Origin of the sequence: Rhizobium sp. G187 (assembly GCF_051549525.1) — a bacterium.
Lineage (GTDB): Bacteria > Pseudomonadota > Alphaproteobacteria > Rhizobiales > Rhizobiaceae > Allorhizobium.
Genome location: NZ_JBPUGM010000003.1, coordinates 346,446 through 360,705 on the forward strand (window position 1 = coordinate 346,446; position 14,260 = coordinate 360,705).

17 protein-coding genes are annotated in these 14,260 nt (G+C 61.3%); 11 read left to right on the forward strand and 6 right to left on the reverse strand.

All coding sequences use genetic code 11. The features are described 5' to 3' along the window. The first annotated feature begins 192 nt into the window (after positions 1–192). From ACSV9I_RS10845 to ACSV9I_RS10875, 7 genes are all read left to right on the forward strand, one after another. On the forward strand, positions 193–402 hold the full coding sequence (locus tag ACSV9I_RS10845) for a RebB family R body protein (RefSeq protein ID WP_082352409.1): 210 nt from the start codon (positions 193–195) through the stop codon (positions 400–402). 492 nt (positions 403–894) lie between these two features. Continuing rightward, a complete protein-coding gene (locus tag ACSV9I_RS10850) occupies positions 895–1,446 on the forward strand; it encodes a hypothetical protein (RefSeq protein WP_438328888.1) in 552 nt (183 codons plus the stop codon). Between the two features lies 1 nt (position 1,447). After that, positions 1,448–2,113 carry a hypothetical protein gene (locus tag ACSV9I_RS10855; RefSeq protein WP_438328890.1) on the forward strand — a complete coding sequence of 222 codons (666 nt, stop codon included), beginning with the start codon at positions 1,448–1,450 and terminating at the stop codon, positions 2,111–2,113. Positions 2,114–2,163: 50 nt separating this feature from the next. After that, entirely contained in the window at positions 2,164–2,487 is a 324-nt protein-coding gene (locus ACSV9I_RS10860; RefSeq protein WP_054157056.1) for a RebB family R body protein, read from the forward strand. A gap of 232 nt (positions 2,488–2,719) precedes the next feature. Next, on the forward strand, positions 2,720–2,992 hold the full coding sequence (locus ACSV9I_RS10865; protein ID WP_054157057.1) for a RebB family R body protein: 273 nt from the start codon (positions 2,720–2,722) through the stop codon (positions 2,990–2,992). A 117-nt stretch (positions 2,993–3,109) separates the two neighbouring features. Then, a complete protein-coding gene (locus ACSV9I_RS10870) occupies positions 3,110–3,838 on the forward strand; it encodes a Crp/Fnr family transcriptional regulator (protein WP_438328891.1) in 729 nt (242 codons plus the stop codon). A gap of 149 nt (positions 3,839–3,987) precedes the next feature. Then, positions 3,988–6,219: a putative bifunctional diguanylate cyclase/phosphodiesterase gene (locus ACSV9I_RS10875; RefSeq protein ID WP_438328892.1), complete on the forward strand. Its 2,232-nt coding sequence runs from the start codon at positions 3,988–3,990 to the stop codon at positions 6,217–6,219. A 47-nt stretch (positions 6,220–6,266) separates the two neighbouring features. On the opposite strand, the gene trhO is transcribed toward ACSV9I_RS10875, so the two are convergent. The 3 genes from trhO to ACSV9I_RS10890 all read right to left on the reverse strand — a co-directional run bounded on the left by trhO (position 6,267) and on the right by ACSV9I_RS10890 (position 8,683). Then, entirely contained in the window at positions 6,267–7,211 is a 945-nt protein-coding gene (gene trhO / locus ACSV9I_RS10880; RefSeq protein ID WP_054157060.1) for an oxygen-dependent tRNA uridine(34) hydroxylase TrhO, read from the reverse strand. 70 nt (positions 7,212–7,281) lie between these two features. After that, positions 7,282–8,211, reverse strand: coding sequence for a CHAD domain-containing protein (locus ACSV9I_RS10885; RefSeq protein WP_438328893.1), 930 nt, complete (start codon positions 8,209–8,211; stop codon positions 7,282–7,284). Further along, positions 8,195–8,683, reverse strand: a complete 489-nt coding sequence (locus ACSV9I_RS10890; RefSeq protein WP_438328895.1) for a CYTH domain-containing protein — start codon at positions 8,681–8,683, stop codon at positions 8,195–8,197. Before ACSV9I_RS10890 ends, ACSV9I_RS10885 begins: the two co-directional genes overlap by 17 nt. 155 nt (positions 8,684–8,838) lie before the next feature. Between ACSV9I_RS10890 and ACSV9I_RS10895 the strand changes: the two genes are divergently transcribed. From ACSV9I_RS10895 to ACSV9I_RS10910, 4 genes are all read left to right on the forward strand, one after another. Beyond that, positions 8,839–9,477 carry a 2-dehydro-3-deoxy-phosphogluconate aldolase gene (locus tag ACSV9I_RS10895; RefSeq protein WP_438328896.1) on the forward strand — a complete coding sequence of 213 codons (639 nt, stop codon included), beginning with the start codon at positions 8,839–8,841 and terminating at the stop codon, positions 9,475–9,477. A gap of 101 nt (positions 9,478–9,578) precedes the next feature. Beyond that, complete coding sequence (locus tag ACSV9I_RS10900) at positions 9,579–10,277, forward strand: tellurite resistance TerB family protein (RefSeq protein WP_438328897.1); 699 nt, start codon at positions 9,579–9,581, stop codon at positions 10,275–10,277. 98 nt (positions 10,278–10,375) lie between these two features. Next, positions 10,376–11,065 carry a GNAT family N-acetyltransferase gene (locus ACSV9I_RS10905; RefSeq protein ID WP_438328899.1) on the forward strand — a complete coding sequence of 230 codons (690 nt, stop codon included), beginning with the start codon at positions 10,376–10,378 and terminating at the stop codon, positions 11,063–11,065. A gap of 16 nt (positions 11,066–11,081) precedes the next feature. Then, positions 11,082–11,477 (forward strand): hypothetical protein, encoded by a 396-nt coding sequence (locus tag ACSV9I_RS10910; RefSeq protein ID WP_245281386.1) that lies wholly within the window; start codon positions 11,082–11,084, stop codon positions 11,475–11,477. A gap of 3 nt (positions 11,478–11,480) precedes the next feature. Here the strand turns inward: ACSV9I_RS10910 and ACSV9I_RS10915 are convergent, their stop codons facing one another. The 3 genes from ACSV9I_RS10915 to ACSV9I_RS10925 form a co-directional block, all read right to left on the reverse strand. Further along, entirely contained in the window at positions 11,481–12,575 is a 1,095-nt protein-coding gene (locus ACSV9I_RS10915) for a nickel/cobalt transporter (RefSeq protein ID WP_438329135.1), read from the reverse strand. Between the two features lie 44 nt (positions 12,576–12,619). Then, positions 12,620–13,264, reverse strand: coding sequence for a DUF1007 family protein (locus ACSV9I_RS10920; protein WP_438328900.1), 645 nt, complete (start codon positions 13,262–13,264; stop codon positions 12,620–12,622). Positions 13,265–13,355: 91 nt separating this feature from the next. Next, positions 13,356–14,249: a LysR family transcriptional regulator gene (locus ACSV9I_RS10925; RefSeq protein WP_438328902.1), complete on the reverse strand. Its 894-nt coding sequence runs from the start codon at positions 14,247–14,249 to the stop codon at positions 13,356–13,358. Positions 14,250–14,260 lie beyond the last annotated feature (11 nt).

Below are 14,260 nucleotides of genomic sequence, written 5' to 3' on the forward strand. Positions count from 1 at the left end.
ACTTTCCTGCTGGACTGCAGGGAAGGCGAAATGGCGCATATGGCTGGTTGATTGTGACAGGATGTGACTATCTATAATTGCATAAAATGTTAAGCATGTACCAAAAGTTACAGAACTGATGGGATCGCTAATTTACAACCGCCTTGTCCACCAGACGTAGAAAATGAAGCAGCTTAGAGCAGGTTAGTCGCGATGAGTGCACCACAGACTGGAAACGGAACTGCATCCGTGATGACCGAGGCTCCGAGTGTCGCGGTCAGCATGTTCTACCAGGCCGCCGGCCATGCCTATTCACTTTCCATGCAAAATGCGACGGCGGCGCAGCAAAATATCAATACGCTCGCGCCCTCGGTCATCGCCAATGCTCTGGCACTCCTCAACAAGCCGCCAGCGGCGCCTTAGCGGAAGGACCGTTTCGCAGAGAGCGGGAGATCTTGCCGCGTATCTCGCAACCCTTGTCAGTGTGTTTTGATCCTTGGCCGCGTGTGGCGGCTTCTATCACCAAATGATCGGGATGAAGTCATGTGGATGCTGAAGAGGAAGGAGCAGGCGGTTGCGCAGTCGAGGACCGAGCCGGCTCCTCTGCTGCAACCGGGACCTCCTTTGGCCGCACCTCCGACCGTTGTGGCGGCCGCGCCTACAGCCAATTCTGTCACTCAAGCGGCAATGCAGACCGCAGCGCCGGCTGGAGCCGTATCGGTGCCGCCGGCCGCCGCTACAGTCCGCCCTGTTCCGGTGGGGCCATCATCGGCCCCATCCCAGGCTGCGCCCGCCCCGGTTCGCCTTGGTGTCAGCCCAGTCTCCGCCGCTGCACCTTCCGTTCGGCCGTCCGGGATTGCTGCCGTTCCGCCCGGTGGCAATCCCGGTCCGGGGCAGGTGTCGAATGGGGCTCAGATGGCGCAGGCTCAGACCCGTCAAGGGCCGCCGATTGCGGCTGGCAATTCCAATCCGGCTCAGCCGCCTGCGTCGGTGGTTCCAGTTGCGCCACGGGCACCCGTATCCGGCACACCGATGTCGCTTACGACTGAGCCTTTGTCGGCCGATACTCAAGCTGACGGTCTAAGGCTCGAAAGCAAAACGGACGAGAAAGCCACGAACAAGCTCGGTGACACCGGAGGTGATGGGTCTGGTGGGGGCACGACACCCCCAAGCGGTCCTCTGATCGGGATATCGGACGCAACGGTCGAGACCTTTGCGTCCGCAGCGCTCGGCCAGGTCGTCTCGATGCTGGGCGAGGATACCCGGACCTACCTGCAGGGGATGGAGCAGATCTATACGGCCGCCGCCGGTAAGGCGTTGGCGATGATCGCCAGTGGCGTCTCATCGGAGCAGGAGACCGGCAAGACGTTGCTGACCCAGATCAAGGCGTCGCAACAGGATACCACGGCCTTTGCCACCGACATTGCAAGTCTCGCCAAACAATTCGTCAGCATCAAGGGAGGTTGAGATGGACACGGAGACTTCAACAGCAGAGCTGCGCGACCAGACCGGCACCGAACCATTGGCATCGCCGAGCGCTGATCCAGCGCCGGTTCTGTCGCCGGCGCCGCCGGATCAGACCATGGCACCGGCAACCGGGACCACCACGCAACCGGATATCCCGACCTTGCTCATCGATACCGTCGCGGCCGTGGTGTTTAACCGGGTCAAGGCGCTACTCGACGATACGCAGAAGATCAAGGAGCCGGGGATTCCGCTGCCCGTCGTGCCGGAAAAGCCTCAGGTGCTGGAATTGCCGGAGGTGAACATGGATCTGGTCCCAGGCCAGATCACGCTGCCGGGAAACAGCGGTGCAACCGAACCGGAGATACCGCGCATCCTCATCGATACAGTGGTGGCGGTGGTTCTCAAGGAATTCGCGCCGCTTCTTCAGGATCTGCAAAAGATCCGGGATCAGGGAATGGCTGCCTTGGGATCGCAGGCGGCCGGGCCGAATGGACAGCCTCTGGTCAGTGATCTTCTGGGGCGCGGTGCGGTCGCCGCGGGCATGGACGAAAAGACCAGAATGGCGTCGATGAAGGCGCGCGAGGACCAACTCAACTACCGCATGCAGAAATTCCAGGAGCGATACGAGGCACTGAAACGCACTGCCCAGCAAAAACGGGGACAGTAGGTCCTCGACGAATTGCAGACTTCAATCATTGTCACAAAGGGGAAGAGCAGATGCCGACCGCTGGAGAAAAGGGAAAGACAATGGACGTCGACAGCGATGCGGGCGCCCTGGGCGAGATCGTTGAAGCCGATAGCCCCGCCTATTCCATGGGGCAGGAATTTCTCACCGCCTCGCACTCGACCGGACTTATGTTCGCCAACGCCGTCAAGGCGCATGGCAATATCAATACCCTGTCCCTGTCCGGCCTTGCGCAGAGCGCCAAGCAGGTCAGCACCATTGATACCGTTGCCGATGCCGTGGCGCTGGCAAGTCTTCTTCTCGGTGAGCCGCGCGCCGGGATGGTTGCCCTGATGCGTTCCCGAATACCAGGTTGAACCGTCGCCGGGCGGAGGGTTGGCAGTGTGCCCGACCGCCCGCCGGAGCAGACGGGGCCGTTCCGGCGGAGTGGAGCGCAACCTCTCTCCGGGTCATGGCGGACAGCGACGGTTCGACACCCATTCCAGGTCCTTCTCGGACACCCGAACTCGTGCTGCGCAGGCGGCACCGAGAACCCCTGATTGCGCCGCGATCAGGTCCTGAAGCCAAAGCTAACCAAGGAGTGAACATATGACTACCCCGACCGCCGTCAATTCCGTGATCACCGATGCCGTTACCCAGGCCAACGTCAAGGTCGTGGGCGAAGCACCGGCCATGGCCATGGGCTCGCTGTATCAGGCTGCCTCGCATTCGACCGGCCTGATGTTCGAAAACTCGGTCACGGCCCAGAACAACCAGAACATCCTGGCGCAGGCTGCGACGACACAGGGCGTCATGCAGATCTACAGTGTCGACACGATCTCCGACGCTATCGCCATCGCCAAAATGCTCAGCGCGAGCTGATCCGCGTCCGCTGCCGGGAGGCCCTGCCTCCCGGCCATTTTTGGAAGTGCACCGGTCATCCGCTTCAGGGTTGGCGGCCGGCTTGCCATCTGTAACCGAACACGGGTCCCTTGCATCATGACGTCCTATCGCCTTGATCGCACCAAGTCTGCCTTTGCCAGCCCGCGTCCATCGGGCAGCGAGATCGCCAGTCTCGGCACGTCCTGCGCCTTGTTTCGCGGGCTTGACCCTCAGGCAATCCGGACGATCGTTTCCCGAGGTTATCATCGCAGCTATTCCAAGAACGAGATCGTGGTGACGCAGGGAAGCGAGAAGCGGCTGGTTGGCCTTGCGGTCAGTGGTCTCTTTGTGGTTCGTCGCTGCTCGCCGAGCGGAATTCTTCTTGCCTTGCAGACCATTCGCCCGGGCGACCTGTTTTGTGAAATGTCGTTGATCGAGGCGGGTGAAAACCAGCTTGAGGTGGCTGCCGGTTCGGAGAAATCCTCAGCACTCCTGTTTTCTGTCCGGACTTTTCGTGACCTGATGGCGCAATATCCGCCGCTCAGCGCTCGATTGATCGAGCAGATGGCGGGGCGGATCAATACGCTTGCCGAATTGAGCTTCGAACTGGCGACGATGAAGACCGACGACCGCCTGCGCCGGGCAATTTCCAAGCTTGCGCAGGAAACCGACCAGCTGCGCGACGGCGGCATGATCTATCCGGCACCGACCCATGCGGAGTTTGCCTCGATGCTCGGCACAACTCGCGAAGTTGTCAGCAGATCGATCATAGCACTCTGCCGAGAGGGGTCGATCGAGACCAGTCGCCAGTCGATTACCATCCGCTCCGCCGAAGCCCTGATGTGACGGCGAACGAATCCACACATCAAGTCTTGCGGTGGGATCAGATTGGCCGCCTCCAGCCCCCTAGATATAGCTAGCATCTAGTGAAGACCTGTTAAGTCAAATTGAACCTATTGCAATGCAGGGTAAAAATTCGATTGAAGGTCAACCCGATGCGGCACGAGGCAGTACAGACGGGGCTCAAGGCCCACCTCAACAGACGGTTCGCGGTCGCAGCGATGCTGTTGTTGTCGGCGGTTGTCGCAGTGACGGTGACCCTGATCGTCGTCACCGCACTTGATCGTGTCGCGAGCTACGCAAACCACCTCGATGAGGAGCGGTCACGCGAAACAATTCGCGGGGCGATCCAGACCTTCCGCTATCAGCTCGATGCGACGCTCAACGACTATGCGGCCTGGGATGATGCGGCTGACAATGTCTATGATCCGTCGCCGAGCGACTGGTCCGATCGCAATTTCGGCGACATGACCTATGACAGCGACCTGTTCGACGTGGCGATCCTTCTAGATCGCGCAGGGCGATCGCTGATGGCCTATTCCGACGGAAGTCCGATTGCCGGCGGCTTGGGGGGATATCTTCGGCAAGACATTCAGGCGATGCTGAAGGAAGTGCAGTCGCGGGAGGCGGGCGGCACGCCGCAAGTCTCCGGCTTCGTACGCACCGACAAGGGCATTGGAGCTGCCGGTGTTGCGCTCATTCGCAAGAAGTCGGGCGAAATCGAGGTCCCGCCGGAACGGCGGGCCTATCTCGTCTTCATCCGCCACCTGACGCCCGGCACCGTGGATCGGCACGCAGCAGCCTATGTCCTGCCTGGATTGTCCCTGGTTCCTGCCTCCACCCGCTCCACGCATCGGGTCACGATTGAATCCCCTTCGGGCGTACCGCTTGCAGCTCTTGCCTGGAGCCCACGTGCACCTGGCGACATGAGCCGCCAGCAAGTCGAGGCGCTGGTGACAACGGCGCTGGTGATCGTTGGCCTGTTCTGCCTCACCCTGCTTCTGACCGGCTGGATGGTGGTCCGGCGGTTGCGGGCGGATGAGCAGGCGGCCGTTCGATTGTCGCTCACTGACCAGTTGAGCGGTGTTGCCAATCGCGAAGGCCTGTTCAGGATGCTGGAGGCCCGCGTTGCGGAAGCGCAGGTGACGGGTGACGATGTCGTGCTGATCTATCTCGACCTCGACGGCTTCAAGGAGATCAATGACGCCTATGGTCATGCCACAGGTGACAGCCTGATCCGCGCCGTGGCTGCGGGTCTGACGGTTCTTGCGGGCGATCCTTCGGCTCTTGCGCGGATTGGCGGCGATGAGTTTGCAATCGTGCTGAAGGGGGAGGATGCCCAGGCGCGGGCAGAAGTCCTGTCAGAAGCGATCCTGTCCTTCTTCAACGAGCCGCTGTTGCTTGGCGACCGCGTGGTGGTTGTCGGCTGCAGTATCGGACTTTGTGTGTCTTCCGGGGGGCATGTCGATGCGGACGAACTGATCCGCCGTGCAGATATGGCGATGTATTCCTCCAAGGATGGCGGACGCGGACGCTGGACCTTTTACGATGCGGGGATGGACGACGCTCGTGAGATGCGCAACCAGCTGGAACTCGACCTCAGGGCTGCGATCCAGGATGGCGAGATTTCCGTCGTCTACCAGCCGATCGTCGATGCGCACAGTTTCGATCTGGTCGGCGTCGAAGCTTTGGCTCGCTGGACGCGACGCGGCCATGGACCTGTGTCTCCAGATGTCTTCATTCCGATTGCCGAAGCCAGTGGTCTGATCGACCGCCTCGGGCTCTGCGTGCTTGATATGGCGCTGTCGCAGCTGAAGCGCTGGCCGGGTATCAAGCTCTCGGTCAATATTTCGCCCGGCCAGTTCCGAGATCCGGCCTTTGTGTGCCGCGTCGAGGACTTGTTCGAACAGGCAAATGTCGATCCGCAGCGCGTCGTGCTGGAAATGACCGAGACCTATTTCATCCAGAATGCCGAGCGCGCGCGCATGGCGCTCGATCGCTTGCGGCGCATCGGCGTGCGGATCGCGCTGGACGATTTTGGCGTCGGTTTCTCAAGCGTCGGCTATCTCCGCCAGTTTGGCTTTGACCGGATGAAGATCGACCGGTCGCTGATCCAGAGCCTGGGTGATGGCCATCGGGCGGTCGAGATGCTGCAGGCGACTGTGGCATTGGCGCGGTCGCTCAATATTCCCGTTACGGCCGAAGGGGTAGAGACCGAGCAGCAGGCGGTCATTCTTCGCCTTGCGGGCTGCGACCAGTTGCAGGGCTATCTCTTCGGACGACCGTCGACCGTCGAGGATATCGACGCCTATCGGGCGCGCTCGATGACGCCACGGGCGCGGGCGGCCGATATCGCCTTTGCTGCCCATCGCGGCGAGCGGCACTAGGATGTCAACGGTTTAGGCCGGATCGACCCTAAGGTGATGGGTAGTTATCAGCTGCCGATATGGCGTTCGCCGCGCTTCTTCGCCAAAGCGATCTGCAATTGCCGCTGCCGGTAACGGTCGCGGTCAGCCTCGGTACGATCACCGTAGCAATGGCTGCAGGAGACGCCTTCCTCATAATGCGGGTGGGTGATTTCCTCGGCCGTGATCGGGTTGCGGCAGGCATGGCAGAGCTTGTGATCGCCTTCCTTCAACCCGTGGGTCACGGAGACGCGCTCGTCGAAGACGAAGCAGGCGCCATCCCAAAGGCTCTCTTCTTCCGGCACCTCTTCCAGATATTTCAAAATGCCGCCCTTGAGGTGGTAGACCTCGTCGAAGCCCTGTTGCTTCATGAAGGCCGTCGCCTTCTCGCAGCGGATGCCGCCGGTGCAATACATGGCGATCTTCGGCTTGTTGTGCAGGCCGGGATTGTTTTTCACCCAGTCGGGGAATTCCCGGAAGGTCTTGGTGTTCGGATCAACCGCACCGCGGAAAATCCCGATCGCCGTCTCATAGTCATTGCGGGTGTCGATGACGATCGTCTCCGGATCGGAAATCAGGTCGTTCCAATCCTTCGGATCGACATAGGTGCCGACGATCTCGTTGGGGTCGATGTCCTCGACGCCCATGGTGACGATTTCTTTCTTCAGCCGTACCTTCATGCGCAGGAACGGCATCTTCGACGCCCGGCTTTCCTTGTGCACCAGACCTCCGAATTCCGGCTGGCTGCGGATGAAGGCGAGCACCGTGGCAATGCCGGCATCGGTGCCGGCGATCGTGCCGTTGATGCCTTCATGGGCAATCAGCAGGGTGCCCTTCACGCCGTTGGCCTTGCACAGATCTTCCAGCGGTTCGCGGAAGTCTGCAAAGCGCGGAAATTTGGCAAAATGATAGAGAGCGGCGACGCAAAAGGCGCCGACGGCTTCGGGGCGGGGAGAGGTGAGGCTGTCTGTCATGGCTGCGAAATACTGCTTTGCGCCCTGCTGCGCAACGGATTTCCGCGTCCGGCGGCAAGTTTGAAATTCGTCAATTTCTACCGTCTCGTCCGACGGCTTTCGCCTCCGCCCATAGGCAGGCGATGATCTGGGCCTCGCGCCGGGGGTGATCGGCGAAGACCTCGCCCGCGAGCGTCAAAGCCTGCCGGCGCAGTTCCTGCTGGTGGCGGATGATGATGGCGAGCAGGAAGGATTGTCCTTGTCCATCACCGAAGATCTCCGCTTCCTCATCGAACAGCCCGGCCAGAATGGTCAAGTCATGTTCGTGACCAAGCAGATCGACGAGGCGCTTTGCGGCGTCGCGTTTGGCTGCAAAGGCGCTCGGCCAGAGCGGCTGCATGAGCGACAGGTTCATCCAATAGGCTTGCGCTGCCTTGCGCAGGTCGTGATAGGCTTCGCCATGTCCGTCACCCTTGCAGGCTTCCAGAGCCTCCCGCGCGCGCTCCAGTCCCTGGCGCCATCCTTTGGCGAGGAGTTGGCCGCCATGGCCCTGCTTCGAGGGCAGTTTGAGCTTGCCGAGGGCGTCGATGCCTTTCCGGCATTCGGCAATCACAGCTGCCACCTTGCCCTCAAGATCCGTTTCGGTTGCGGCAATCTCGTCCCGGCGGCGCTCAAGCACCTCGCGGACTGTGGCCAGCGTTTGTGCCTCATCGTCGGTAATTGCATGGGCGGACAGGTGCGCAACCGTTTCGATCAGCGCTGTGGCGTCGCGTACCCGCGACAGCGTACGGGCGCAATCGCGCAGGCGCTGGTTCTCTGACCGGCGGAAGGTCTTGGCGCTCGAGCCGATCAGACGGTAGAGATTGCGCAGGCGCTTGAATTTCTTGCGCGCCTCGTGGATAGCCTCATGCAGGCCTTCGGGCCTCTTCTCCAGCGCCTCAATCGCGTCTTCGAACTGCCCCGTGGCCACGGCGCGCACCTCGTTTGCGAGGTCGCGACCCGGCTCAATGCGATATGGCATGCACCAGCTCCGGGCGAGGGCGCTGGGTGGCGAGCGTCTGGTTGGAATAGCGCGTGTCACCGGTGACTTCGCGTCCAAGCCAGTCGGGCAGGGCGGGGTTGTCCTGCTCCGAAGCCATTTCGACTTCTGCAATCACCAAGCCGCGATAGACGCCTCCGAAGACATCAATCTCCCAGGTGAAACCTTCATAGTCGACGGTGTGACGGGTCTTCTCGATGACGCTGCCATTTGCAAATGTCATCATCTCCACGGCATCGGCATGGGGGATCTGGTATTCGAACTCGTCTCGCACCAGAATGCCGCTGCCAAACTTGATTGTCAGCTGTGCGGTTTCGTCATTGCGTGTGCGGATCCGTACGGAACGGTCGCTTTCGGCGGCGATATAGGCCTGTTTCATTCGCGTCTGCGATGTGACGGATTCTTTCCAGCTGTCAGCGCGAACGAGAAACTTGCGTTCAATTTCCTTCGCCATACACCCATACTCCGAAGATTTACCGCATTGCGACACTATCCGAGGATGTCACGTTAGGAAACCGTAAAGATTCAGTGCAACCTTGGTGCTCGACATCGACCGTCACCCGCGCTAGGGAATAGCGAAATCTAATCGTTTGAAAAGAGGCTTCTGCCATGGGCGAAAAAACCGAAAAGCTCCTTTCCACCCTGAAGCTGCAGCCGGTCGTTCCGGTGCTGATCATCGAGGACGCGAAGACGGCCGTGCCTCTGGCGCGGGCGCTGGTGGCCGGTGGCCTGAAGGCGATCGAGATCACGCTGCGCACGGATGCCGCACTTGAAGCCGTCCGCCTGGTTGCCCGGGAAGTCGAAGGTGCCGTCGTCGGTGCCGGCACCATCCTCAATGCCAGCCATTTTCACGCAGCGGTCGAGGCCGGCTCGCAGTTCATCGTCAGCCCGGGCACGACGCAGGAACTGCTCGACGTCGCTCGCGGGTCGGACATTCCCCTCTTGCCGGGTGCGGCGACTGCGTCCGAAGTGATGGCGCTGCGCGAGGAAGGTTACAAGGTTTTGAAGTTCTTCCCCGCCGAACAGGCCGGCGGTGCCGCCTATCTCAAGGCGCTGTCCTCGCCGCTTGCCGGCACGCTGTTCTGCCCGACCGGCGGTATTTCGCTGAAGAATGCCATGGATTACCTGTCGCTGCCGAACGTCGTCTGCGTCGGCGGCTCCTGGGTTGCGCCGAAGGAACTGGTTGCCGCTGGTGACTGGGCCGGCATCACCAAGCTTGCCAGTGAAGCCGCAGCCCTGAAGGGCTGATCTCTCGGTTCCACTTTGGGCAACAAGAAGCATCGCGGCCTCTTTGTAATCGTCTGACCCCTTCCTATCTAGGAAGCGACGGATACAACAAGGAGACCGCGATGTTCGATGCCAAGAAGCTGCTGGATCAATTCCTCGGATCGCAAATGCCCGGATCGACTGGCAGTGTGGGCCAGAAGGGCAGCGATCTCCTTGGCCTTGCCAAGGCCAATCCCTGGAAGACGGGCGCGCTTGCGACCGTGCTCCTCGGCACCAAGACCGGCCGCTCGCTCGGTGGTAATGCGCTGAAGCTCGGAGGCCTCGCTGTTATCGCCGGCCTCGGCTACCAGGCCTACAAGAATTACAAGTCCGGCCAGCCGGTCGAGCCGAACCAGGCGCTGCCGGAACTTCTTCCGCCGCCGAGTGACAGCCCGTTCAGCACTGAGCCTGCCGCCATCTCCAATGATTTTGCGCTGTCACTGGTGCGGGCGATGATCGCGGCTGCCAAGGCGGACGGTCATATCGATGCCGAGGAACGGGGCCGGATCATGGACAAGGTGCATCTGTCGGGCCTTGGCGCCGAAGCGGAAGCCTTCATCGAAGCGGAACTCGCAAAGCCCGCCGATCTCGACGCACTGGTGGCCGCTGCCAAGACAGAAGAGCAGAAGGTCGAGATCTACACGGCGTCGCGTCTGACGATCGAGCCCGACACGCGCACCGAGCGTGGCTATCTCGACATGCTGGCTGGCAGGCTTGGTCTTGCCGATGCGCTTGTCGATCATATCGAGGCAACCGTCGCCTCTGCCAAGGTCAGTCTCTAACGGCTGCGGCAACCGGTCCGGCCCGCCCGCGGCCGTTCCGGTTGCCTTTGGCCCTTCAGTGGCCTAAGCCTCGGGCAACCATTTTGCCGGAGGTTCCGATGCGTGATCTGTCGACATTCAAGGGGTGCCCCCCGCCCCAGCCGGTTCGGCTTGAGGGGCGTTTTGTCGTGATCGAGCCTTATGATCGCACCGCCCACCTCAATGCTCTTTGGGACGGTCTCGGCGGTATCGCCATCAATCCGCTGCTCACCTATTTTACCCAGCCGGATTTTGCCGGTGTCGAGGATTTCGATACGTGGCTCTCGGCTGTTCAGAAAGGCGGTTGGGTCACGGAAGTGTTTCGGGACAAGGCGACCGGCAAGGTCGTCGGCATGGCGAACTACATGCGGCCCGATCCCGCCAATGGCGTGGTTGAGATCGGCGGGGTGGCGCATGGTCCGCAGATGAGCCGCTCGCCTTTGTCGACGGAGGCGCATTACCTTCTGGCGCGGCACATTTTCGAGGATCTCGGCTATCGCCGCTACGAGTGGAAGTGCCACAACGACAATGCGCCGAGCAAGGCCTCGGCTTTGCGCTACGGTTTCAGTTTCGAAGGTGTCTTCCGCCAGCACATGCTGTCGAAGGGCAAGAACCGCGATACGGCCTGGTTCTCAATGATCGATGGCGAGTGGCCGCTGGCGAAGGCTGCGTTCGAGGCCTGGCTGTCGCCTGAGAATTTCGATGAGGCCGGACGTCAGCGCCAGCGCCTTGAAGATCTGCGTGCCGCGCTCTCGGCCGCCCACACATGACAAGGAAGAACATCCCGTGAAGCCGAACATCTTCAGCATCATTCTTTATGTCGGCACTGCCATCACGGCAGCGGCGCTTCTCTACGGTTCTGTCGTCAATCCGACGATTGCCTGGTCGGTTGGTATCTGTGTCGCCATCGGCGTTGTGGTCTATGCCTGGCGTTTCTTGCCCGCGCCGAAAAAATCGGCGACGGGCGAGGCGGGTGCTGTTGCGCCGCGTTCGACCGCCACCTCTGCCGCAGCCGTTGTCGCCGTCATCTTCGGCCTCATGCTGATCGTGCCGACCGTGGTGCTCTGGATCGGACGCTATTCGCCGGAACTTGGCGCCTTGTTCGGCGCGATTGCCTTGATGTCGATTTTCGTCATTCTGTGGCTGCGTTCGCGCTACCAGCAGAGCCGCAACGGCGAGTAAGCTTTAGACCTGCAGGCTGGCTGCGAGCAGCAGGGCCCCAAGCAGGATGACGAGAAGCGCGGCGGCGATTTCAATGGCCGTCGCGACAATGCCGGCGCGGCGGGAGCCGGGGCCGGAGAGGCGGAGCGCCAGACCCTTGGCGCCAACGGCGAGGCTGGCGAGGATCGAGACCGTGATCGCGGTGCCGAGCGCCATGGCCAGCACCGAGAGGACGCCCCCCAGCAGCAAGCCGTTCAAAAGGGCAAATGTCATCACCAGTACAGCGCCGGAACAGGGCCGCAGGCCGACTGCAATGACGGCTGACCAGGCATCGCGGAGATGGAAGGTGCCGCGCAGGAGGCCCGGATCGGGGGCATGCGCAATGCCGCATTCGTGGCAGACGGAGCCGGGAGCAAGTGCGTCGTGGCGGTGATGCACCGCCAGCGCCTGAAAGCGCGAGGGTGCTCTCACGGCGGATGGTCCGGTGGTCTCCGAGGGGTTGGCGAAGAGTGACGCGGTGGTGCTGTCTGCTGCCGCTGTCTGTCCGAACAGTCCATCTGTTGCCGGTTGGCTCGCGCGCGCTGACGGACCCCACAGGGTTTTCAGCTTGCGCAGCAGAAGCCAGACGCCGAAGGCGACGATCAGCGCATAGCTTGCAATTTCCAGGCTCTGCGTCGCCGTGGTCATGGTGATCGACGTGCCGCGCAGGACGAGATAGGCAGCGCCGACAACGACGATCGCGACCAGCCCCTGCATCAGCGCCGAGATAAAGGAAACGAGAATGCCGCGGCGCAGTTCGATCTCGTTGGCCAGCATGTAGGAGGAAATCACAGCCTTGCCGTGCCCGGGGCCGGCTGCGTGAAAGACGCCGTAAGCAAATGAGAGGCCGATCAGGCCGGTCAACGCCCAGGGATCTTCGCGCATGGCTTTCAGCGATCCGGTCAGCGCCCGATAAAAAGCCTGCTGGTGACTGTTGATCCAGAGGAGCAATCCGGCGAGCGGGCCGCTTGTTGGCTGGTAGGCGGGTTCGGCGCTGCCAACGCCAAGGGGCGAGGCTGCATGGGCGAGGCCAGCGGCCAGCAGAAGTACGCCAATCCCCACGGCTGCCATGGTAACCATCCGGGCGTTGCTCCCGCCGGACCGGCCGACATTCCGAGAGGCCGTCAGCACGCGATCTCCATGCGGGTGGCAAAGAGCTTGCCCATGTCGGTGCCGGCCGGATCGTTGAAGAAGGCTTCGGTCAGGTTATCCTGGTTCTGGGCAATGACCGCGTCCGCATCGGGCCGCACGACCTTGTGCTTGCAGGTTTCAAAGCCCTTGCCCTCGACCACCATGTCCGTGTCATTGGCAAAGTCGATCGCCGTATAGAGGGTCGGGTCATAGACGCCGACCGTCATCTTGCCACCAATCTTGAGCGGCGTCTTCGGATGAGCCACGAAGAAGACGAGGAGCTGATTTTCGCGGTAGTCGACGTTGAAGACCTCTGGGCGTGCCACTTCCGCCGGCTGCCCATCCTTGGTGATGAAGGTGAAGTAGCCGTAGTCGCCGAGCGACTCGCGGATCGTGTCTGCGATCTCCTTCAGTTCGGAAGGGTCGAGCTTCAGGTCGCTGTTCTTGTCATAGTCCATGAGGACGCTCGCCGAGAAGACATCATCGAAGCGCCAGACATTGCGCAATTCCTTCAGCGTGCCGTCATCGGCGGCGACGATTTCCAGCCGCGCTTCTGCGAAGATGTGCGGATGGGACAAGGCCGGCGTGGCGAAGCCTGCCACCAATCCGGCCAACCCTATTCCGAGACGTCTCAACATGGTGATCCTGACCTTCCCCCGAATGCCCGTGATGTGTGTTCCCTTGAAAGAGGATTGGGACGAAAATGGGACCCGCATCCGGCGCTGGGCTTCACGTATAGCGTTTGAACCATGCGTGGAGGTAGTCGACGAAAGCGCGCACCTTGGCCGGGAGATAGCGGCGATGCGGGTAGACGGCATAGATGCCGCGATCCTTGGCGATGAAGTCGTCGAACAGCGAGACCAGTTCGCCAGAGACGATATAGGGTCTGGCGATGAAGTCCGGCAGCATGGCGATGCCCATTCCAGCGCGCGCCGCCCGAAGTGTGGCCTGGGGACTGTTGACCTCGATCGGGCCGCTGACGCCGACCGAGATGGTGGCGCCGTCCGCATCGACGAAGCGCAGACTGTTGTGCGAGCGGGAATTGGTGTCGATGAGGAAGGGGAGGCGTGACAACTCGCTTGGATGGATCAGGGGGTGGTTGGCGGCGACGAACTCCGGCGTGGCGCAGGCATAAAGCCGGAAATCGGAGAGCTTGCGGGCAATCATGCCGGAATCATCCAGCTTTGTGATTCGGATGCCGAGGTCGAAACCCTCCTCGATCAGATCGACAAATCGGTCTTCTGCAACGATTTCCAGCGAAAGTTCGGGGTTTTCCTTGGCAAAATCGATCAGCGACTGACCGATCTCTGCGTCGAGAAAGGTGCGCGGCACCGTCACCTTGAGCTTGCCCTTGAGGTCAGCATTGTTTTCGCGAACGAGATCGGCAAGGTTGTCGATCTCCTTCAGGATGTCGGCGGCCGTGCGGTAATAGGTGTGGCCAGCCTCGGTCAGAGAGAACTGTCGGGTGGTGCGGTTGAGCAAAAGCGCACCGAGCTCGTCTTCCAACTCCTTGACATATTTGGACAACAGGGCTTTTGAGCGGCCGGTCTTGCGGGCCGCTGCCGAGAAGCCCTCCGCTTCGACGACATCGATGAAAGCACGAATTCGCGTCAGGGTGTCCATCGTTTTCCTTG

Coding starts and splice junctions, on each gene's coding strand:
- ACSV9I_RS10845 (WP_082352409.1), top strand. CDS start 193: ATGAGTGCACCACAGACTGGAAACGGAACTGCATCCGTGATGACCGAG.
- ACSV9I_RS10850 (WP_438328888.1), top strand. CDS start 895: ATGGCGCAGGCTCAGACCCGTCAAGGGCCGCCGATTGCGGCTGGCAAT.
- ACSV9I_RS10855 (WP_438328890.1), top strand. CDS start 1,448: ATGGACACGGAGACTTCAACAGCAGAGCTGCGCGACCAGACCGGCACC.
- ACSV9I_RS10860 (WP_054157056.1), top strand. CDS start 2,164: ATGCCGACCGCTGGAGAAAAGGGAAAGACAATGGACGTCGACAGCGAT.
- ACSV9I_RS10865 (WP_054157057.1), top strand. CDS start 2,720: ATGACTACCCCGACCGCCGTCAATTCCGTGATCACCGATGCCGTTACC.
- ACSV9I_RS10870 (WP_438328891.1), top strand. CDS start 3,110: ATGACGTCCTATCGCCTTGATCGCACCAAGTCTGCCTTTGCCAGCCCG.
- ACSV9I_RS10875 (WP_438328892.1), top strand. CDS start 3,988: ATGCGGCACGAGGCAGTACAGACGGGGCTCAAGGCCCACCTCAACAGA.
- trhO (WP_054157060.1), bottom strand. CDS start 7,211: ATGACAGACAGCCTCACCTCTCCCCGCCCCGAAGCCGTCGGCGCCTTT.
- ACSV9I_RS10885 (WP_438328893.1), bottom strand. CDS start 8,211: ATGCCATATCGCATTGAGCCGGGTCGCGACCTCGCAAACGAGGTGCGC.
- ACSV9I_RS10890 (WP_438328895.1), bottom strand. CDS start 8,683: ATGGCGAAGGAAATTGAACGCAAGTTTCTCGTTCGCGCTGACAGCTGG.
- ACSV9I_RS10895 (WP_438328896.1), top strand. CDS start 8,839: ATGGGCGAAAAAACCGAAAAGCTCCTTTCCACCCTGAAGCTGCAGCCG.
- ACSV9I_RS10900 (WP_438328897.1), top strand. CDS start 9,579: ATGTTCGATGCCAAGAAGCTGCTGGATCAATTCCTCGGATCGCAAATG.
- ACSV9I_RS10905 (WP_438328899.1), top strand. CDS start 10,376: ATGCGTGATCTGTCGACATTCAAGGGGTGCCCCCCGCCCCAGCCGGTT.
- ACSV9I_RS10915 (WP_438329135.1), bottom strand. CDS start 12,575: ATGGTTACCATGGCAGCCGTGGGGATTGGCGTACTTCTGCTGGCCGCT.
- ACSV9I_RS10920 (WP_438328900.1), bottom strand. CDS start 13,264: ATGTTGAGACGTCTCGGAATAGGGTTGGCCGGATTGGTGGCAGGCTTC.
- ACSV9I_RS10925 (WP_438328902.1), bottom strand. CDS start 14,249: ATGGACACCCTGACGCGAATTCGTGCTTTCATCGATGTCGTCGAAGCG.